General features: G+C 51.5%; 11 protein-coding genes. 2 read left to right on the top strand and 9 right to left on the bottom strand.

Features of this window, described 5'->3' with window-relative positions; genetic code table 11:
• Positions 1-6 precede the first annotated feature (6 nt).
• The 3 genes from SE18_RS21965 to SE18_RS26950 all read right to left on the bottom strand — a co-directional run bounded on the left by SE18_RS21965 (position 7) and on the right by SE18_RS26950 (position 7,436).
• The gene (locus SE18_RS21965; RefSeq protein WP_054536617.1) at positions 7-5,400 is read right to left on the bottom strand and encodes a beta strand repeat-containing protein; all 5,394 of its coding nucleotides are present in this window, start codon (positions 5,398-5,400) and stop codon (positions 7-9) included.
• A gap of 563 nt (positions 5,401-5,963) precedes the next feature.
• The gene (locus tag SE18_RS21960) at positions 5,964-6,968 is read right to left on the bottom strand and encodes a class I SAM-dependent methyltransferase (protein ID WP_054536616.1); all 1,005 of its coding nucleotides are present in this window, start codon (positions 6,966-6,968) and stop codon (positions 5,964-5,966) included.
• Between the two features lie 168 nt (positions 6,969-7,136).
• Positions 7,137-7,436, bottom strand: coding sequence for a PspC domain-containing protein (locus tag SE18_RS26950; RefSeq protein ID WP_083470074.1), 300 nt, complete (start codon positions 7,434-7,436; stop codon positions 7,137-7,139).
• A gap of 124 nt (positions 7,437-7,560) precedes the next feature.
• Here SE18_RS26950 and SE18_RS21950 point away from each other — a divergent pair, with 124 nt between their 5' ends.
• Both SE18_RS21950 and SE18_RS21945 read left to right on the top strand, forming a co-directional pair.
• Positions 7,561-10,023, top strand: a complete 2,463-nt coding sequence (locus SE18_RS21950; protein ID WP_054536615.1) for a penicillin acylase family protein — start codon at positions 7,561-7,563, stop codon at positions 10,021-10,023.
• A 64-nt stretch (positions 10,024-10,087) separates the two neighbouring features.
• Entirely contained in the window at positions 10,088-12,514 is a 2,427-nt protein-coding gene (locus SE18_RS21945) for a hypothetical protein (RefSeq protein WP_054536614.1), read from the top strand.
• Between the two features lie 203 nt (positions 12,515-12,717).
• Here the strand turns inward: SE18_RS21945 and SE18_RS21940 are convergent, their stop codons facing one another.
• From SE18_RS21940 to nuoL, 6 genes are all read right to left on the bottom strand, one after another.
• Positions 12,718-13,188, bottom strand: a complete 471-nt coding sequence (locus SE18_RS21940; RefSeq protein WP_054536613.1) for a hypothetical protein — start codon at positions 13,186-13,188, stop codon at positions 12,718-12,720.
• Positions 13,185-15,110, bottom strand: a complete 1,926-nt coding sequence (locus tag SE18_RS21935) for a serine/threonine-protein kinase (protein ID WP_054536612.1) — start codon at positions 15,108-15,110, stop codon at positions 13,185-13,187. Before SE18_RS21935 ends, SE18_RS21940 begins: the two co-directional genes overlap by 4 nt.
• A 191-nt stretch (positions 15,111-15,301) precedes the next feature.
• A complete protein-coding gene (locus tag SE18_RS21930; protein ID WP_054536611.1) occupies positions 15,302-16,921 on the bottom strand; it encodes an NADH-quinone oxidoreductase subunit N in 1,620 nt (539 codons plus the stop codon).
• Between the two features lie 11 nt (positions 16,922-16,932).
• The gene (locus SE18_RS21925; RefSeq protein WP_054536610.1) at positions 16,933-18,447 is read right to left on the bottom strand and encodes a complex I subunit 4 family protein; all 1,515 of its coding nucleotides are present in this window, start codon (positions 18,445-18,447) and stop codon (positions 16,933-16,935) included.
• An 18-nt stretch (positions 18,448-18,465) separates the two neighbouring features.
• A complete protein-coding gene (locus SE18_RS21920) occupies positions 18,466-20,163 on the bottom strand; it encodes a complex I subunit 4 family protein (RefSeq protein ID WP_054536609.1) in 1,698 nt (565 codons plus the stop codon).
• Between the two features lie 12 nt (positions 20,164-20,175).
• Positions 20,176-22,401 (bottom strand): NADH-quinone oxidoreductase subunit L, encoded by a 2,226-nt coding sequence (nuoL, locus tag SE18_RS21915; protein ID WP_054536608.1) that lies wholly within the window; start codon positions 22,399-22,401, stop codon positions 20,176-20,178.
• Between the last annotated feature and the right edge of the window lie 24 nt (positions 22,402-22,425).

Raw genomic sequence — 22,425 nt, 5'->3', positions numbered from 1 at the left:
TTGGGCTTATTTGACCACGTATGGCAAATAGACCATCCATTCATCGTCATCGATAATCGTGACTTCGATGCTGGCTGTGCCAAGCGTGAGGTTGCTTGGGTTGCTCAGCCCAACGCTAAAGGTTTCGTTTGGCTCTTTAACCCGATCGCCAACAATTGCAATGCTGACCACTTTTTGGGTTTCGCCAGCAGCAAAGTTGAGAGTCAGATTTTGGCCAACGAAGTCGCTGCCAGCGCTGGCAGTGCCCGCAGTGGTGGCTACTTGTACACTGCTTGCCCGACCGCTGGCCGTCGAAAGCGTCACGGTGAATTTTAAGGTTGTGGTGATGCCACTGCCTTCAATCACGCTGTTGAGGCCGCTCAAAGCCACACTTGGCGTTGGGTCGTTATCAACAATTGTGGCTGTGCCAGATGTGCCGATGGTTGCGCCGCCAGTTGCGCTGCTCAGCACAAGGGTAAAGCTTTCATCGGCCTCATCCAAGAGATCGCCAAGCACTACGACGGTTACCGTTTTGGTCAATTCGCCTGGCGCAAAGTTTAACGTGCCAGCAGTTGGCGTAAAGTCGGTGCCGCTAGTTGCTGTGCCCGCTGTGGTTGAATAGTTGACGGTAACAGCGGTTGCGCTAGGGTTGGATAGGCTGACATTGAAGGTTGCATTGACGCTGTTGGCATCGCCTTCGGGGACGCTGATGGCGTTGGCGTTGATCGTTGGCGCACCATCGTCATCGAGAATCGTGCCAATTGCATTGGAGTTCAACAAGCTCGCATTTTGCGGGTTGCTGGCAGTGATCGTAAAGGTTTCGTTGCTTTCGTCGATCAGATCGCCATTAACATTCACAAAAATGTTTTGGCTCAATTGACCTGCGGGAATCGTCAAGGTTCCGCTGATCGCCATATAGTCGCTGCCAGCGGTTGCAGTGTTGTCGAAGGTGGCGTAATGCACGGTCACAACTTGGCCGCTGACTGCCGAAAGCGTCGCCGTCACGGTCAAAGGCTTGCTGCCAGTATTACCTTCAAGCACTGGGAAGCCAGTAATATCGAGCATTGGCGCTGCATCATCATCAAGAATCACGACTGTGCCAGCGCTGCCAGCAGTGGCATTGGTTGGATTGCTCAATTCCACGCTAAACGATTCGTCAGCTTCGTCAAGCACATCGCCCAACACTTGGACATCGATGGTTTTGCTGGTTTCGCCTGGGGCAAAGCTCAGCGAGCCATTGCTGGTCGTAAAATCAACATTGGCGGTTGCAGAGCCAGCAACGGTTGCATAATCAACCGTGATCACGCTGCTGCTTGGGTTGCTCAGGCTCAGGTTGAGGGTCACGGTTACGCTGCCGCTGTTGCCTTCGCTCACTTCGCCATTCGCAATAGTGATCACTGGCGTTGCATCGTCGTCGAGAATCGTGGCAACTGCTTCATCGTTGCTAATCGTGGTGTTGACTGCATTGCTCAGCGCCACGTTGATCGTTTCATCTAGCTCATCGATCAAATCGCCAACGATGGCAATATCAATGGTTTTGCTAGTTTCGCCTGGGGCAAAATTAAGCGTACCCGTAATTGTGGTGTAGTCGCTGGGAGCGCTCGCCGTGCCATCGCTGGTCACAAATTCAACGCTAATTGGCAAGTAACTGGCATTCGAAAGCGTAACAGGCACGCTGATTTGGCCAGGCGTACCGCTGCCTTCATTGGCGCTGGCTGGATTCACACTAATTGTTGGCGCGCTATCGTCGTTGGTAATTGAGCCAATGCCTTGGCCATCGCCAATCGCCGCGTTGGTGGCGCTCAACAAATTGATAAAGAAGCGTTCGTTGAGTTCAAATTGAGTATCGCCATGAACTTCAATTGTAACTGGCACACTCAAGCTATTGGCTGGAATCGTGGCAGTGCTGCTGGCAGCGGTGTAATCTGCTGGCGCAATCGCTGTATCATCAGCGGTTACATAGCTGACAACCACTGGGCTAGCACTGACCGCCGATAAACTCAGGGTAAAGTTCAAGTTGGTCGTGCCGCTATTGCCTTCGACCACCGTTACATCGTTGACGCTGACGCTTGGCAAGTTGCCAACCGACGAACAGCGTGAGAATTCCGAGGTGTTGCCGTTGGCATCAACCGCAGTTGCAGTCACGCGTTGGCCCAAAGCTACAGTCGTGGTCAAATTAGCGGTGTAGGAAATTGCGCCCGTTGCCCCAGTGTTGATAGCGTATGAGCCAATGTAGGTTTGACCTTCGCCAAAGTTGCTGGGGTCGCACGCGCCTTGACCATAGAAATCAAGGGTCAAGGCCGCATTTGGTGCACCAATATACGAGCCCACAATTTGAGTCAAGCCACCACCAGAGCTGGTCGATTCGACAATTGGATAGTTGAGCAAGTTGTTTGGCCCGGTATCGCTGTCGTTGGCATCATTGGCGGTTACGCCATCGCCATTAGCATTATTATCAGGGCCAAGGTCAATGCCCAAGCGATTGTTGCTAAAAATGCTGTTGCGCTGAATCCGTTGGGTCGTGGCAACTGCCGAACCTTGGGTAATCAGCACCCCATTTTTGGCGTTGAAGGCAATCACATTGCCAGCACCTTGGGCCGAGCCGCCGATGGTTGTAGTTGTACCAGCAGCCACCCGCACGCCGTTGAATTGGTTGGCGACCCCGGTTGGGCTAGCAGGCGCAACAAAAGCGTTTGTGCCAATGTAATTCCCTTGAATCACATTCGCCGCTGAACTTGTAGTAAAGATGTTGATCCCGTTATTGCCGTTGCCAGAAATGACGTTGCGCTCGCCGATGGTCAAGCCACCAATTTGAGTATTGCGCGCGCCGTCGAGCTTGATGCCATCGCTCACATTGCCAAGCGCTGCATTACCATTCAAGGTTGTACCAATGTAGTTACCTTTGATGATATTGCCAATCGCCGAGCCGCCGCCAATCACAATCCCGTTGCTATTGGCCGAGATCAAGTTGCGCTCAGCGGTGGTTGTGCCACCAATCGTATTGCCGCCAACATTGAAGATATAAACCCCAGCAGAGCTATTGCCCAAGGCCGAGCCACCGCCATTGTTGGTGCCAATATAGTTACCAGAAATTTTATTGTTGGTTGCGCCAGCCTCAATAATTGCCACGCCATCGCTGTTGTTGCCAGAGATCACGTTGCGTTCAGCGGTTGTGCCGCCAACCAAGGTATTGGCACTGCGATCGATAAAGACCCCACGTTGGCTATTGCCAATATCGAGGGTGGCGCCAATGTTGGTGCCAATAAAGTTGCCTTGAATGCGGTTGCCCAATGGCGCTGAGCTAACATTCACCAGCACGCCATGCTCGACGTTGCCAGAAATAATGTTGCCTAGTGTCCCAAATGCGCCGCCAACTTGATTGTTATCACTGCCGATGCGCACGCCGCTCTTGCTATTACCAAGCGCTGCGTTGCTATTCAGGCTAGTGCCAATGTAATTATTTTGGATAGTTGTGGCGTTGGCTCCAGCAACCAGCGTAATCCCATCGCCATCGTTGCCAGCAATTAAGTTGCGGACATTCGAGCCGCTGCTACCACCAATTAACGTATTGGCAGATTCGACCCGCACGCCCGACAAGCCATTGCCAGCATCGACCGTGCCCGAAGGATCGGTGCCGATGAAATTACATTCAAGCGTGTTGCCGCCAAGGGTTGCCAAGCGCACGCCATTGCCAGTAAAACGATTGATCACCAAGCCGCGAATAAGGCTATTGCCGCCAGTTACCTCGAGGCCATTGACGTTTGCGCCAGCTAACGAGCCGTTTAATTCGATCAGCGGAGCGTTGCATGCAGCGCCAGCTTGGCTCAAGCCATCAAGAATTACTGGCGCCGTAATCGCTGGCAAGGCTGCGGTTGGCGAGATAGTGCGCACACCGCTACCAAGCAGATTAAAGCGAATCGTGTCGGTTTGGGGGGTGCTATTCGCCAACGTGATTGCTTCGCGCAACGAACAATTGAACGTCGTACACGCTCCATCATTGGTATCCAAATTGGTGCTAACTAAAATTGGCGAGCTTTGCACGCTGTTACTCGCTTCAAATGCACCAATATCCAAGCGGCCTTCGCGCACGCGCACAAAGCCAGGCCCACGTTGGTCGGTGGCTGGCAAGCCAATTGGCGCAGGATCACCAGCGTTATAGGCTGGGCTATTTTGTAACACAGCTGCGGTTGGCGTGCCGCCGCCGTTGTTCTGCACATCGCCAATTGCAGGGTCTTGGCCAGTGATATTGCTGGCGGTTGAGCCGCTAAATACCGCGCCGCTTGGCACAGTTTCAATCAAGTTATAGCCATTTGAGCTGATGGTTTGGCCAGTGCCAACCCCAACATCGGCGCTGGTTAAGGTTGTGTTGGCAGCGCGTTGAGTGTTGTTGGCCACAATCGTGTTATATAAACTGAGGCGTAAGCCAGGCTGGCCAGCAGTTGTAACCCCGTTGACGACTCCACCAACGATTGAGCCGCTACTATTCGAAGCAGCATTGTAGACAATTGTGCTGTAGTAAACATCGATGATGCCATTGTTATCGTTGTAAATTGCCGCCCCAGCCTTGCCACGATTATAGGCAATCGTGGTGTTGGTGATTGCGGTGGTCAAGTTGGCTGGGGGATTCTGAATATTAACGTGGTGAATCCCAGCGCCCAAGCCTGAGCCGCTGGTGATGCCGCCAGATGTGCTGGTGAGCGTATTGCTCAACACAGCACTATTAACAATCGTGGTGATACTACCGCTGGTGCTGAACGCGCCACCATTGCTCGGCGCTGTATTGCCCATAATCACGCTATTGTAGACCCGCAATACACCAGCAATGCCGCTGGTACGTTGGTTGCGGATTGCACCGCCATTGCCGCTGGTGCCAGCAGTGTTGGAAAGCACTGCGGTATTGCTAATAACAACTGTGCCACCTTGGTTGAGCACAGCGCCACCGTTGGCAATGCCCGTATTTGGGGCTTTACCACGTTGCAAGGTCAAGTTGTAAAGAGCAAGATTGGCGCTCGTGGCCGTGACATTAAACAACCGCACGCTATTATTGCCATCGATTTTCAGGCCAGGCGCTGCTGCACCATCGATCACAACCACCCGTGCAACGCTCAATTCGGCGGTTAATGTGATTGTTTGGCCCGCCAAACTTGGGTCGAATACAATTGGCGAACAAGTTGCATTGGCCAATGCTGCACGGAGCGAACCAGCTGGCGGCGAGGCGGCGTCGCTAGTGTTGGTAACCGTACAAACCGCAGTTGGTGCGCTGGCAGAACGGGCTTCAGGAAGCTGTGGTGCTGCAATGCGTGCTGCTGTTGGTTGAAGTGGTAGACCAAATAATGCCAACAAGAGTGCCAAATTAAGCACCAATGCACGACGACGAACCTGCGATTGCACTGTTCGCCCTTGATCAGGGGATTGGAGCATACAAACCTCATGCTAGACTCTCGAAGAGCAACCCTGCGCCGAGCATCATTACTCTTGAGGCCAATTAAGTGGAGACGATCAGCACAGCTTCAGCTGAGCTTAAGCCATCACCAACCTATGCCGCTGGTTAGTACGAAGCGGAGCAGTAAGTTATGACTAAGGTACTACTGAAGTGCATGGCGATTATATGCCAAGGTTATAGCAATTGCTAGGGAAAAATTTATTAAAATTGCTCTGAATAGCGGTTCCAATTTTAACTAATTAATAGATTTTTATAGCAAAAAATGAGGCTATCGATGATTTAGGGAAGTACGATTAACGCAGAGGCGCAGAGTTACGAAAGGATGAAGGATGAAGGATGAGGGATGAACGATCAGAGAAACATCATCAAACCAAGCTGTGGCGAAAAAACTTAACCTTCGCGATCTTCGCGGTTTCTGACCCTTCGTGCCCTTCGTGTCCTTCGTGGATCAATTCTTTAACGCAGCGGCGCAGAGGTTTGAAGAACTCAAATCCTCTGCGTTAATTATTTCTGCCTTTTGATTTTTGCCCTTTGAATTGACTTAAAATCCTCGGCGGCGCGTTTTCAAAACGGCAATTTTGGTCGAATGATTGAACGGCGCAGGATTCGTCACCGCTTTGCCAACTCGCGTATCAGCATAGCCCGTAAAATCTTGGCCAATATCAATAAACTGATCGATCGTGACATAGCCATCGGCACAAATTTTTTCGAGCAGTTCAATATATTCAGCGCCGCTCAAAAACAAGGCATTATTGATCGCAATAATCGTCCCATTGTGCTCCATCAGTGGCCGCACCCGATTCAACACCTTGGTATAATTTTGGGCCAAATCGACAACCCCATGGGCGGTGGCAGCAAACATTGGTGGATCAACGATCACACAATCGAACAATTCTTCTTTGCGCTTAAATTTGTTGATTTGGAGCCAAAAGTCTTCAGTTTGAAAATCGGCTTTGTTAATGGGAAAGCCATTCAAGGTATGCGAGGTTTTGCCAACATTCAAAAAGCGCCGATTGCGGTCGGTTTGCACAACACGTTTTGCGCCAGCAGCAACGGCGGCCACGCCCAAACTACCAGTATAAGCAAAGGTATTGAGCACGGTTTTATCGGCCAGGTTGGCCAAAATCCACTCACGCAAATTGCGCGTATCCAAGTAGAGGCTTGAATCGCGGTTCATCGTCAGATCAAGCGCATACCAAACCCCATGCTCGCGCACGCGGCTGGCCAGCTTTTCGCCATAGCGCAAGACCCCATTTTGAGCAGTTTCATCATCAGTATTGCGGGTTTTCACCAAGATTGATTCGAGCCATGGCAAACGAGTTGGCAACCACGCCACCACTTGCTCAACCAAGGCCTCGCCAGCTTTGGCAGGCTCAGCGTAGTTATGCACAACCGCAGTCGTTGCATACACATCAATCACAATTTTTGGTTCGCCTTCAAGAAACCCATTGAACAAACGCAAACCAGCTTGATGGCGTTCGTCAAACAAGTTTTCGCGAGCAACAATCGCCCGCTCTATTCGATCAGTCAAATTCACGACTGGCATATTTTATCCTTATTGTTGCCAACAGATCATTAGCATTATGCTATTTTAACCGAAATCGCTAATAAGGATCAACACCATGCTTAGCTGGTAATACTTGGCAAACCCGAACAATCATTAAATAAAAAATGGCGCAGTGTTGAATAACTGCGCCATCGAATCAGTTGAGTTTTAGTTGCCACCAAACAAGAGTTGGAAGGGTAATGAAATCAAGAAACACATAAAAGGAATGCCGAACAGTAACAGGGCAATGATAATTGGAGCACCAGCCCGTCTGCCAGTATAATCAGGCATAATTGCCCAACCAATTAAGTAGGCCAAAACCCCTGAGCCACCAAAGAGGGTGAAAATGACCAAAGCAACCCGTACAATGGTTGGATCGATGCCAAAATAGCGAGCCAGCCCAGCACAAACCCCAGCCAGAACACGACCTTCTGTCGGACGAACCAATGGACGTGATTGATTTGACATTCTATCGCTCCTAAACACACAAACTGGTTAATTTTATCCTATTTCCACGCTTTTGATCAACTTGCGTGGCAGTAAGACGCAGGATCTCTGTAAAAGGTTTCAGCTTGGACAAAGGAGTCAGCTCGTGGCAACCCCAGCCAAACGCTCATTACGCGATCGTCCACCCTTTCAGCGTTGGTTAATTCTCTTTTCACGCTTTTTGTTAATTGTCGTCCTGATCATTCTCCTAGCCAGCGGCGGTGGCTATCTGTATTTGCGCCGTTCGTTGCCAACCACCGCAGGCACATTAACCCTGGCTGGCTTGAGTGCCCCAGTCGATGTGCTACGCGATAGCAACGGCGTGCCACATATTTATGCCCAAACTGAATCCGATGCACTGATGGCCTTGGGCTATGTGCATGCCCAGGATCGCCTCTGGCAGATGGAATTTCAACGCCGGATCGCTCGCGGCACACTTTCGGAAGCCTTGGGAGAAACCACTGTCGAAACCGACCGCTTTTTGCGCACCCTTGGCGTCTATCGCGCTGCTGAAAGCGCCTACGCCAACCTCGATGCAACCGCCAAAGCAGTGATTGATAGTTATGTCAGCGGCATCAATGGCTTTTTGGCTGAGCATAGCGGCGGTCAGCTTTCGCCAGAATTTACGCTGATCGGAGTTGAGCCAGAGCCATGGGTTGGCGCTGATGTGCTCGGTTGGGCCAAAATGATGTCGTGGGATTTGGGCGGCAATTATTCGACCGAATTAATGACCATGGAATTGCTAGCCAAACTAGGCAGCGAAAAAACCAAGGATCTCTTGCCCCACTACCCAAGCACTGGCCCGCTGATTTTGCCAACCCCTATGGGTGGCCAAGCCCAACAACTGTTGGCGCTCAGTCGGCGGGTCGAGCAAGGGCTGGGCATTGGCGGCGGCAACATTGCTGGAGTTGGCTCGAACAACTGGGTCATTGGCCCAAGCAAATCGGCCACAGGTAAGCCCTTATTAGCCGACGACCCGCATTTGAGCTTTCGCACACCCTCAATTTGGTATATGGCCGAGCTTGAAGGCGGCGATTTGCACTCGGTTGGCGCAACAATTCCAGGCTTGCCAGGAGTGATTATTGGCCACAATCAGCGTATCGCGTGGGGCGTGACCAATACCGGCCCCGATGTGCAAGACCTGTATCGCGAAACCCTCGATCCATCTGGCACCAAAGCCATGTTCAAGGGCAATTACGAACCATTGACGATCATCAGCGACACGATTCGGGTCAAAGATAAAGGCCTCTTGCCGCTGACAATTCGGGTTAGTCGCCATGGCCCGTTGATTTCTGATGCGCTGAATGCCAATAACGCCGCCGACCCCGACGCGCCGCAACGCGAGGCCTTGGCCTTCCGCTGGACAGCACTTGATGAGACTGATAGCACCCTCAACGCGTATATTGCGATTAACAAAGCCCAGAATTGGCAAGAATTTCGGGCTGGCTTAGAAAGCTATGTTGCGCCAGTGCAAAATTTTGTTTTTGCTGACGTTGATGGAAATATTGGCTACATTGCGCCTGGCAACATCCCTATTCGGGCCAAGGGCGATGGCACCTTGCCAGCAGATGGTGCTTCTGGCGACTACGAATGGACGGGTTTTATTCCCTTTGAGCAATTGCCCCAAAGCTACAACCCGCCCCAAGGCTATATTGCCACCGCCAACAACAAAGTGGTGGCCGATAGTTATCCGTATTTTCTCAGCCACGAGTGGGCACCACCATTTCGTGCCGAACGCATTACTAGCATGATCGAAGCCAAACCAACATTAACCATGGACGATATGGCAGCGATTCAAGCTGATGTGCATTCGAGCTATGCAGAAGAATTTCTGCCTGTGTTGCTCAACTTGGTGCAACCAACCAGTGACCAGCAACGCCAAGCAATCGCCATGCTGCAAAACTGGAACTACAGCACCGCTGGCGATCAACCAGCAGCCAGCATTTTTCAGGCTTGGGCCTTCTATTTGACTGTGCCAATTGTTGGTGATGAATTGGGCGAAAACTTGCTCGAAACCTATGGCCAACGACGCCAACTGATTGATCTGGCGATTCCGGCCATGCTGCAAGACCCTAATAACCCTTGGTGCGACGACGTGACAACCAGCCAGGCAACTGAAACCTGTAATACAATGGTGACGCAAGCACTCGATGTGGCGCTCAAAGATTTAAGCTTCCGCCAGAAGGAGGCACCGATGGAGCAATGGCGCTGGGGCGGATTGCACCTTGCCTTGTTCCCACACAATCCACTTGATGCAATTGGCCCATTGCGTGGCTTTTTCAGCAAAGCAATCGAGAGCCAAGGCGATGGCAGCACCGTCAACGTCAGCCATATTGCCGATGACGCGCCGTTTGATCAAGATCGTGGACCAATTTATCGTCATATTATCGATTTGGGCGATTTTGCCAACAGCCGCATGATCAACGCGCCAGGCCAAGCAGGCCATTTTCTCTCGCCGCACTACGACGATTTGCTTGAACGCTGGCAGAAAGTCGAGTACATTCCAATGCTGTATGGCCGCTCGGCGGTCAACACTGGCGAAGTGGAAATGTTACAATTACAACCGTAGAGCATTAATGCGGGCTACTGGCAGCAACACCCAGTAGCCCGCCAATCAAACTACGGAAGGTATGATGAGCCGAGTTTTTTGTTGGTTGGGATTGTTGTTAATTGGCTTGAGCTTCGTGCCAAACCCAAGGCTTGCGAACGCCCAAACCACCAGCTACCAAGTGCAGGCCGAGTTTCAAGCATATTGGCAGGCTAACGGCGGAGCAGCATTAATTGGTCAGCCAATCAGCGAGGCACTGTGGTTCGATGGCCAGTTAGTGCAATATTTTGAGCACCAGCGCCTGCATTTGTTTGGCAATCAAGTTATACCTGCCAAGCTTGGGCTTGATCTCTTTCAAGCCAGCCGCCGCACATGGCAAAACCAACGCCAGCATGGGCCAACCGATCACTGTTTGCGGATTGAGAGCACCCAGCGCTCGGTCTGCGAACCATTTCGGCGGGTTTGGCAAGCCAATGGTGGTGCTGAATATTTTGGTAATCCAATCACCGAAACCGTCACTGAAACCAACCCCTTGACTGGCAAAATCGCCACGATGCAATATTTCGAGCATCAACTTTTCGTGCTTGATCAGGCTAGCCAGCATGTATCGATTAGTCCGCTTGGGCAGTGGCAAGCCAGTTGGCTCTTGAACGGCACGCGCCAAGCAAGCCCAATTCTGGCGTTATTAAGTGGGCCACGCCGAGCCGTAAGGCCATTCGAGCAGGTTGAAATTCAGGTTGATGCTGGCGATTATGTTGGCCCTGCTAGCCTGCGCATTGTTGATAGCGCTGGTCAACTTGAAACCAGCCAAAGTTTAAACCTCACTGGCCAAAGCCAAAGCCTCAAGCTACAAGCCCAAGGAGCCTTAGGCCAGCATTATGCCGTGTTGCTCATTGAAGGCAAAGTTTCAACAATCAACAGCAGCATCTATCAACTTACCGCCAGCACCAGCATTCAAACTGGAGTTGCAGCCTACGACACCATGCCCAAAAAGGTCGAAAACTTCCTGCGCAACGATGTTTCGAGCTATGAATACAAGGGCTACCAGATTCGTGGCTATCGTTCACCAGATAGCTACCTGATTTGGCTGCGCGACCATGTGCATCAAGGCTTGGGCTATCGCTATTTTGAGCACGATCTGACCAGCACGCTTGATTATTTTCGGCGTGAGCAAAAAGCCACTGGAGCCTTTGATGATTATTTTGCCATGGTCAATGGCGAACCAGTTCAAGGCCGCATCGAGGTTGAGGCCGATTTAGAATATTTGTTTGTGCAAGGTGTGTATCAGGCGTGGCAAGCGACTGGCGACACCAGTTGGATGCTTGAGCAAAAGCCAGCGATGCTGCGGGGTATCAACTATAGCCTCAGCGATCCACAACGTTGGAATCCCGACCTGCAACTAATTCGCCGCCCGTATACGATTGATACCTGGGATTTTGAGTATGGTGGGCCAACGATTGCTCCTGATGGCAAAAGCTCACCCCGCCATTGGATCGACGAAAAAACTCGCTTTGGGATTATGCACGGCGATAATACAGGCATGGCCCATGCACTGGCGTTGCTGAGCAAGCTCGAAGTAACTCAAGCCAATTTCGCGCAAGCCAACCAGTGGCTAAGCCGCTCGCAGCAACTGACCAAGCAGCTTAACCAAGTTGCATGGAATGGCAAATTCTATCTTCACAATGTTTTAGAGCAGCCCTTTGATATTCCAGAGGTTGACGAGGCGCGCCAACTTTCACTCTCCAACTCGTATGCGCTCAACCGCTATGGCATGGAAGCCAGCCGCGCCTTAGCGATTATCGACGAATATTATCAACGGCGGGTTGCTGATTCAAGCAATCTTTCCTCAGAATGGTTCAGCATCGATCCGCCATTTCCAGCAGAACGCTTTGGCACAACCCCGGGCTGGGGCAATCAACCAGGCGAGTATGTCAATGGTGGGCGGATGCCGTTAGTTGGCGGCGAATTGGCGCGGGGAACATTTCGCTGGGGCCAGCCAGCCTATGGCTTTGATATTCTGCGCCGCTACGCCCAAATGATCGAAGCCCAAGGTGGCAGCTATTTATGGTATTACCCTGCTGGCAATCCTGGTATTTCCGGCCCGCAGACGCTGGCCACCGATGGTTGGGGCAGCACCGCAATGCTGGCAGCACTGATCGAAGGCGCGGCTGGGGTGAACGATCAAGCAGCGCTCTATCAACATGTTCAATTAAGCCCGCGCTGGATTGTTGAGCCAGAAGTGCAGCAAGCGCAGGTTACGGCCCGCTATGCTGCCTCGCAAGGCTATGTAAGCTATCGCTGGCAACGCCAAACAAATGGGTTTCAACTTGATTTTACTGGCAGCGGCCAAGAAACAACTTTGCAATTATTCTTGCCCAACGATGCACCTGCAAACGTCAAGCTGACAATTAATGGGCTAGCCTCATTCGGCCATGAGCGCACGCTTGGCCCAAGCCGCTACCTTGAAGTTCGCCTAACCAAGGCCACAGGCACCGTTAACGTGAGTTGGTAGAACCCCTTGAAGATTGGTTTTAATCGCGTTCTGCGATAACCATGGAGCACACAACGGATTAATTAATTGGATAGTTGACCACCACGCACTGCCTTTTTAGGGGGTGCAGGGGGCTTTAATCCCCTGCGTCTCCCGGCTTGAGGCGGGACGGAAGGGTGGTGAGCAACGATGCTGATTACAAACCAACCCTTGTAAGGAGCAGCCTATTGCGGAATCGATTGCTTGAGGGTTTGCAATTCGCCAAACAAATTCGCCAGAATTTCTGGATACTCAGCGCCATCAATGGTGGCGATCGATTTATTGCCGGTGGTCAGCGTATAGCTAAACATATCGCAGCAACTCCCTAAATCGCCATAGCTAGCTGCAAGGCTGGCAAACTCAGGGTCGTTCAACAGCGTCTGAATTGAACTCAATTGCGCAGGCGTGGCCTCGCCGACGCGTAAGGTGCTTGCAGCACTAACGCTGGCAAGCTCCAACTTACCATCACTCCACACAGTGAGGGTTTCGTTGATGCCAGCGATGCCACCGGTTTGGGCAAAGGTCAGCAAGACCTCAGGGCTGGCTGCGGTGGTTGCGGTGGCGGCAGTTGTGGCAGTGACAGGCACGCTGGTTGGCGTTGCTCCGCCACAGCTTACTAAAAAGAGCAAGAACAAACTAAGGCATACACGTTTCATTCAGTTAATCCTCGAACAAAGGTCTCATAGCGGGCAATTTTATATTTGTCTGGGCTAAACAGCACACTCGCCTCAAAGCGCGCAGTTGCATCTGGCGATAAGCTACTATTGCCAGGCATAACGGTATCAACCCCAATAATTTCATCTTTATCATTGTAGGTTACAAGATAAATCATCAAGGTTTTGGTGCGCTTTTTGCCAATATTGGTAATCTTGCCAGTGGCTTCATAAAACAGACCATCGGGCTTAATTTCCAAATCGTCGATGCGCAAATCGCGATAATCAATCGTGCTCGTATAACTAGTATCCATGCCAAAAATCTCATACTTGACGGTTTGATATTCTGGGGCATCATTCAAAACCAAAATCCATGGCGCACGTTCGCCAGGCCCAAGCACGCCCAACACTGAGTAGCCCGTCTCAAATTCCACCTCTTTATCATCGACCAAAAAGGTAGCTTCAATTTTAACCGCACTTTTGGCGAGCTCGGTATTATTGGTAACCATGCCATAGATCAAGGTAGTTGAGCCAGCTTCGCGCTTGCCAACATTCGAAATGCTGAACTGATTGGCAGCATCAGGATTTGCAGGCTTGACAGTTGGATCAGGCTTCTTGGAGGGCGTTATGGTTGGGCCTTTATTGCCACCATTGGTTGGGCGCGGAGGCCGTTGGGTTGGCTCATCAGGAATTTGGGCCACAACCCCTGGATTTCTGGGCGACTGCTTTTTGAAGGCTGAATTGACGGTATAAACGCCCAAGCCCCCAATAATAAAGACCGATAACAAGGCTAACCAAAACCATGGCGAGATGCCGCGTTTGGCGGGCTGGCTCATCAGCACTGGATTCGATGGCGGCATTGAGCCATGTTGGGGCAGCGTATGGAGATTGCTACTTGGTGGCATTCCGCCATAACTTGGCTGGCTCGGATGAGCTGCACCTTGGCTTGGCTGATTACTATAATTGCCATAGCTTGGTTGGCTCGGATTGCCAGCATTATAATTTACTTGGCCCGGATACGAAGCATAATTGGCAGGCATTGGCTGTTGTGGACGCACCACCGCAGGCCCAGCAGGATTCGCATAGCTGCCAGGAGTTGCTGCATTGTGCATAATTGAGCGCAAGACCCGTGCAACCTCGGCCATGCTTGGCGGACGTTGTTGCGGCGCTTTGGCCATCATCGCCATAATCAAGTTATCGAGGGCTGGGGGCAAAAACGCGCCAGTGGTGCTTGGCGAAGGCGGCTGCGTATACACATGGCCAAACATAATTTGCGGTGTGTCGCCTTCAAACGGCAAACGCCCAGTCACCATCTGGAACAGCAACACGCCCAAAGCATAAATATCGGTGCGCGCATCAAGTTGCTGAGCTTGAATTTGCTCAGGCGCCATATACGACAGCGTACCAATAATCATGCCACTTTGGGTCAATTGATGCTCTTGCGATTCGCTATTGGCCAAGCGTGCCAAACCCAAATCGACCAACACGGCGCTGCCATTCGGTCGAATCAAAACATTGGCTGGTTTAATATCGCGGTGCAAAATCCCTTGGCTATGGGCATATTCCAAGGCATCGGCTAATTCGGTGGTAATTTTCAAGACTTTTTCTAAGGGCATACGCCCTTGACGCAACTCATCGCTTAGGCTCGGGCCTTCGATCAGCTCCATCACAATAAAGGGCATACCTTTATCTTCATCAACATCAAACACCCGCACAATATTGGAGTGCGATAGCTGCACTGCTACTTGAGCCTCGCGCAAAAAACGCTGGCGGGCATCTTCAGTTGCATTGCCTAAGATAATTTTAATCGCTACAGCACGCCCAAGCTGTGGATGGATCGAGCGATAGACTGCGCCCATGCCACCAGCCCCCAAGGGTTGACCAAGGGTATATTTGCCTAAGGTTGTGTTGGTTAAGTCTGTCATGATCGCCTCTTATTGCTTGCACCACGCCGATTTATCTTAGCACACCATAGCAAGAGTTTAGCGATTAAATGCTCACCCGCAATCGCTATTCTTTCACTATTGACGCTTGGATAGCGGTTTGTGTTTCCCTTAAAAAGCAATCGCCCGCTGCGCACAAGGCGAGCGAGCGATTGTTTGTCTAAGCGAAGCTTTTAGCGGGCACCAATCCGAATTGTTGCTTGTTCAAGCACGCCGTACAACCAGGTTGGCACAATCCCCAACCCAAAGATCAACAAGGTCAGGGCGGTCATGACAATGCCAGGCCCAAAACCAACCTTGATTGGTTCTTCGGTTTCCGCAGGCGCAAAATACATGGCCTTGAGAAAGCGCAAATAGTAGTACAAGCTGATGACGGTGTTGCTCACCGCGAAGATTACCAACCACTTCGCACCTTCTTGCCAAGCGGCAATAAAGACGTAGAACTTCACAAAGAAGCCTGAGAGCGGTGGAATCCCAGCCAACGACAAGATTGCAACCGTCAAGAGCAAGGTCAGGCCAGGTGAACGCCGACCCAAGCCATTCAAATTGCTAAAGTCGGTGCCGCCAACGTTATCTTCGACCAAGGCCAAGATCCCAAAGGCTACCAAGTTAGTAACGGTGTAGGCAATCAAGTACATCAAGAGCGAGACGCTACTATCGCGTTGGGTGCCAACCAAGCCCAACATTAAGAAGCCAGCTTGGGCAATTGATGAATAGGCAAGCATGCGTTTGGCATTGGTTTGGGGCAAGGCTGCCAAGTTGCCAACCAACATCGTCACCGATGCCAGAATCGCAACTAAGCTCGTCCAACCGCCAAAGCTCGTGGGTGCGCCAATTGCTGCCGTGCCCATAATGCTTGGCGCATCGAAGCCAGTTACCAGCACCCGATAGATCAAGAAGAAGCCAGCAGTTTTTGAGGCGGTCGAGATAAAGGCGGTCATCGAGGTTGGCGCACCTTGGTACACGTCTGGCGACCAAGCGTGGAACGGCACAATTGCTACCTTGTAGGCCATCCCTGCAAGAATAAACAATAGCCCCAGAATCGCAACGCCTTGGCTTGGGCCTTCAGGGTTAGCAAATGCCAACTCAACTGCGGTTTTCACCGAGCTCAAACTGGTTGGAGTAGCATTCATGGTCTGACCATTCATCAAGGTCAAGCCCAAGAGCAAGCTCATCCCAAACAGCAAGATTGCCGATGAAAGCGCGCCGAAGATATAATATTTTGCCCCAGCTTCGCTGCTAACAGGGTCGCGGCGAAAGTAGCCTGCCAACACATATAGCGGAATACTGGTCAACTCAACGCCAAGGTAAATCATGATCAATTCGCCGCCAGCGGTCATGAAAATCATGCCAAGGGTTGCAAACAAGATCAAGGCATAGAACTCGGCTGGGTTGTTCGAAGGCTTGGCTTTGCCAGTCAACACCACCGTCACAAAGGCTGCGCCGATGAAGATCAAGCGCCCAATGTGGGTCAGTGGATCAACCACAAATGCCCCGCCCAGAATACTGCCATCGAGGCCGCTGGTACGCAGATTTTGGAAAATACTGAAATTATAGAATTTCCAATCGCCAATCTGCACCCAATTGAAGAAGCCACCTTGGATCAAGACCATCACGAAAGCTAAGCCCAAGCCCATTAAGGTCATGGCAATCGCTTCGCCCGTGCGTTCAGCTAAGGCTTCTTTACCCTTCGACCAGCGCGTCAGAACATCGCCAAGCAACACCAAGGCTGCAATCGCCAGGATCAAGAACTCAGGGATGAGCCGCGTAAAATCAGCTATTTGAAAATTCACGTCATTCCTCCCTAACGTCCTGCTAGATCAATCATGCGCTGGGCGATTGGCTGGACACCGGTTGCAATGTAATCCATGATGATGCTTGGGAATAAACCAACCCCAATCACCACAATGGCCAAAACCGTGCCTGAGAATTTTTCTTGCCATGTTAGCGGCGGCAGGTCATGGTAGTGCGGGTCTTTGACCTCGCCCATAAATGCCATATAGCCAACTCGCAAGACATAGGCGGCAGTAATCGGAATCGACAAGGCCGCGACAATTGCAACCAAGGGATATTGGTTCATCACGCCAGTAAAGATCGTGAACTCTGCCATAAAGCCAGCCGTGCCCGGCATCCCCATCGACGAGAGACTCGCGATGATAAAGACCACAAAGGCAAATGGCATCACTTTCATCAAGCCACCAAGTTCGGGCAATTGGCGGGTGTGCGTCCGTTCATAGACCATCCGACCAACCACCGCAAAGAACAAGGCGGTCATCACGCCGTGCGCAAACATTTGCATCACTGCGCCGTTGAGCGCGGTTTCGTTCATCGAAGCCAAGGCCAACATCACCAAGCCCATGTGGCTCACCGATGAGTAGCCGATCACATATTTGAAGTCTTTCTGGACCATCGCAATTGATGCCCCATACACGACGTTCATCAAGGTCATGACTGCAATGCCTGGTAACCAGAATTGGGCGCCATTGGGCATGAGCCAGAGCGCTGCCCGTAATGCACCATAAGCTCCCAGCTTCATCAACACCCCGGCGTGGAGCATCGAAACCGCTGTGGGAGCAGCCACGTGCCCTGTCGGCGACCAGGTATGGAAGGGGAACATCCCCGCCAACACCGCGAAGCCAACAAAGACTGGCAAGAAGAAGATTTTTTGGAATTCGAGGCTGAAAACGCGTTGTGAAAGCTCGACCATATTAAAGGTCCCGCCCACAACGTAAATCGCCACCATCCCAATCATCAAGGCTGCCGAACCAACCATCAAGTAAATGGTAAGTTTCATCGCGCCATATTCTTTGCGCGTCGAACCCCAAATCCCGATCAGCAGGTACATTGGCAACACAGCCAATTCATAGAACACGAACATCAGGAACAAGTCCAGCGCCATAAACACGCCGTACACGCCCACTACCAACAAGAGCAGTAGAACGAAATATTCCTTGACCCGATCTTCGATGTTCCACGAGATGAACGTGCCAGTGAAAATCACCAAACCGTTCAAAACAATCAAGGGCAAGCTGATCCCATCAGCGCCGACCAAATACGACATGCCGAGCTGCGGAACCCAATCGAGCTTCTCGACAAACTGCATCTTCGTACCCATATAGCCCGCTGCGTTGGGGTCGTAGGCAAAGAAGACCAACAAGCCGAGGCCAAACGAGATCGTTGCAACCACTGCCGAGATAATCCGCATGGCTTGTTTTTGCTCTTTGGGCAAAAACATAATCACCAAAGCCCCAAGTAAGGGAACTAACCAGATGAGGCTCAGGTACGGAATGCCCGTTGGCAAACTTTCGATCAAATGCATCGTTTAACTCCGTCCACGTTACAGGCTTGTAAACACCTGAGCCATCACCGTGGCTGCGTAGTTTGATAAATCCATCAGTGGCTTGGGGTAAATCCCAAACACCAACAGCACAATAATCAACGGTAGGGTCACGTTGAAGGCCCAATCACCAACTTTAATGTCTGGCAAATTAGTTAGCTTGTGGTTGACTGGTCCGTAGAAAATCTTTTGATACATGCGGATCAGCACCAAAGCGGTCACAATCAAGCCCAAGACGGCAATTGTGGTGATAACTGGCTGCGTACCCCACGCGCCACGGAAAATAAAGAATTCGCCGACGAAGCCAGCCAAACCAGGCAAACCAAGGTTGGCAAACATCGCCACACCCATAATCCCAGCAAAAATTGGCATAACTTTACGCAAGCCGCCAAATTGATCAAGCTGGTAGGTTCCAGTCCGCTCGTAGAGTTCGCCCGCAAGGAAGAACAAGGCAGCGGTGCTGAAACCATGGGCAACCATCTGGGCTTGCACCCCGTTCAAGGCCGAGGTACGAATAGCCACGTCTAGGTTGCCCAAGCTTTCTGGCGCTGCCGAAGCTGCTGCCGCCAAACCAAGCAACACATAGCCCATGTGGTTAATCGATGCGTAGGCAATCAAACGCTTAAGATTGGTTTGAGCCAAGCCAGCGTATGCGCCAAACAAAATGCTCGCCAAGGCAAAGATTGCCAAGATTGGCGCAAAGTGATTGGTTTGTTTGGGGAACAGCATAATCATCAAGCGAATCATGCCATAGGCGCCCATTTTCGACATCACTGCCGAAACAATCATCGAGCCACTGGTTGGGGCATTTTCGTAGGTATCTGGCTGCCACGTGTGCAATGGCCAAACTGCCAATTTCACCGCAAACGCCACAAAGATACACCAGAAGATAATCGCTGCTGGCGTGCCATTGCTATTGCCCAAAACGCTGGTCAGGCCAACATCTTGCACGGCGCTGAACAACATCGATTGCAGGGTTGCGCCATTGCTATAGCCAGCACCCAATTTTGGTGCAAGCAAGGCTGGATCGACTGGCAAGCCCTGCGCCAAGCGCGAGAGCACCACCAAATCGAAGGTGCCAGTTGCCAAGTAGATAAATTCGAAAATAATCAACATCCCAACTGAGCCAGCCATCGTGTACACGAAGAACTTGAAGGCCGAGTAGCGGCGGTTTTCGCCACCCCAGTTGTTGATGATAAAGAACATTGGCACCAAGCTGAATTCCCAGAACAGGAACAACAGCAAGAAGTTGAGCGATACGAAATAGCCCAACATAGCCGATTCCAACAACAACATCAAAGCCAAATAGACGTTTTGGCGTTGTTTGATGCGGAAGGCCGCCAAGATACAGACTGGCGTTAGAGCAGTTGTCAAAAACACCAGTGGAAAGTTCATGCCATCAAGGCCAACAAAGTAGTCAGCATTGAAAAACGGAACCCAGCGCACCCGATCCACTTGCTGGATCATGGCTTGATCGCCAGTGACCGAAGCGAGGGCTGGATTAAAACCGCCGCTTAGCCACAAAAAGAGCGTGAGTCCGAGTGGCACCAAGCTCCACGCAAACACCCCCCACGCGATGGTGCGGCTATTTTCGGCTGGCTTGGGAAATACCAACGCCAGCAACATCCCCACCAATGGCGAAAGGGCAATTAGCGTGGTGATGCTCCAATCACTGAATTTGATAAATTCGTTCAGCATTCGCTCACGCTCCTAGAAGGCATACATATAAATCAAGGCCAACAGCACCACGCCACCAAAGATGTAGGCACCGTAGTCTTGAATCTTGCCCGTGGCCGATTGACGCACGCCGTCGCCCACCGTAATCGTGCCTTCGCCAATATCGTCGGTGACAGTATTCAGCGAGAAGTCGTCGATGATGAAGTTGACGCGGCCAATGAACAAGGTCACCAAGCCAGTCAAGTTAACAACCCGATCAACCACATGGCGGTCGATCCAGTTCAGCAACCAGCCTGCGCCGTAGGTCAGGGCAATAAAGGTTTTATCGTAAATCTGGTCGATGTAGAAGCGATTTTCCAGCGCCGTCCAGATTGGCCCCAAAGCGCCAGCCAAGGGGTCGCGATCGTTGGCATTTTTGAAGGCGTTGCGATATGTCAAGACACCTAAGCCAGCCCCAACCAAAGCAACCGCCGTGGCAATCCCTGCCACCATATAGCTAGGATCAGGAATCTCACCACCTGGGTTCACATAGTCGCTAAACCAGTGAATGCCCAAGAAGCCTGCGTTGACAAACCCAGCAAACACCGCAAATAAGCCCAAGATCATCAACGGAATCGTCATCGAACGTGGCGATTCGTGGGGATCATGCGCTTCGTGATGGTGGTGATGGTCGTCATGGTCGCCATGGCCGTGATCATCATGCCCATGCACGGCAGCCACTACAGCTTTGCGTGGTTCGTAGCCACGGAACTTGCCAAAGAACACCACCACAATTTGGCGCGTCATATAGAACGCCGTCAAGAAGGCAGCAGCGGTCAATACGCCATACACCACATAATGGTGCTTGATAAAGGCATCAAGGATAATTTCGTCCTTCGACCAGAACCCAGCAAACGGTGGAATCCCAATCAAGGCGAAGAAACCAGCCATATAGGTTAAGAAGGTAATTGGCATGAATTTGCGCAAGGTACCCATGTTACGAATATCTTGAGCTTTATCAGGATCATGGCCAACTGTTGCTTCCATCCCGTGGATGACCGAGCCAGAGCCAAGGAACAACAGTGCTTTGAAGAAAGCGTGGGTCAGCAAGTGGAACAAGGCTGCAACCCAAGCGCCAATCCCCAACGCCGCCACCATGAAACCAAGCTGCGATAAGGTCGAGAAGGCCAGAATGCGCTTGATGTCATATTGGGCGACCGCAATCAAGGCTGCGAACAAGGCCGTGAATGCGCCAATAAAGGCGACCACTGGCAGCACATCGCTCACCGCAAAGATTGGGAACGTCCGAATGACCAAGAACACCCCAGCCGCAACCATGGTTGCAGCGTGAATCAGCGCCGAAACAGGCGTTGGGCCTTCCATCGCATCGGGCAACCAAACGTGCAGCGGAAACTGCGCCGATTTGCCGACCGTGCCAAGGAACACCAAAAATGCCATCAATGAAGCAGCGCTAACCCCAGGAATCAAGCTCGCAGCAGTTTTGATGCTTTCCAAAAATTCGCCGTTGTAGATTTGGCCTGCTTCGTGGCCGAAGGTCAGCGAGCCAGATTTGTTGTAGATGTACATCATCCCCAACATCATGCCCACATCACCAATCCGGGTGGTGATAAAGGCTTTTTTGGCAGCTTCGCGGGCCGAAGGCTTGAAGAACCAGAAGCCAATCAACAAGAACGAACACAGACCCATCAACTCCCAGCAGATAAAGAACAGCAATAAGTTATCTGCCAGCGTCATCCCCAACATCGAAGCGGTAAACAACGCAATATAGGAGAAGAAGCGCGATTGGCGTTGGTGGCCTGCGGGGAATTCGTCGTGAGCCATATAGCCCACTGAGAAGAGGTGAATACACCACGCAGCCAACGTCACCATCGCCAACATTAGCACCGTAGCACCATCTAAGCGATAGCCAAAGTTGAAAAACCCTGAGCCATCTGGTGCCCATGCAAACGATTTATGATAGAAATTCCCAAATGTTGGAACTTCAACTGCTTCGTGGCCGCCTTCGGCGGCAGCGCCTTCGCTCGCTGGTTCTTGGCCAGCTTCAGCGGCAACACTGGTAACCAACGGAGCACTAGGGAATCCTTCGCTGATCGATTGTGCCAAAACACCCCAGGCAATCACCGTAGCCAGCCCAAGCAACACTAACGCCGTGGTATACGACGCTTTGCGCGAGCGCCCAATCGGTGGCACGAGGGTGATCAACACAAATGCTGCCAATGGCAGCAGCGGAATCAACCACGCAAGATCAAAAAACGGCATTGATCAGTCCCCTACTTCGGGACG

Source organism: Herpetosiphon geysericola (assembly GCF_001306135.1).
Taxonomy (GTDB): domain Bacteria; phylum Chloroflexota; class Chloroflexia; order Chloroflexales; family Herpetosiphonaceae; genus Herpetosiphon; species Herpetosiphon geysericola.
The sequence above is the reverse complement of the archived record's forward strand: the minus strand, read 5'-3'. Positions and strand labels throughout refer to the sequence as shown.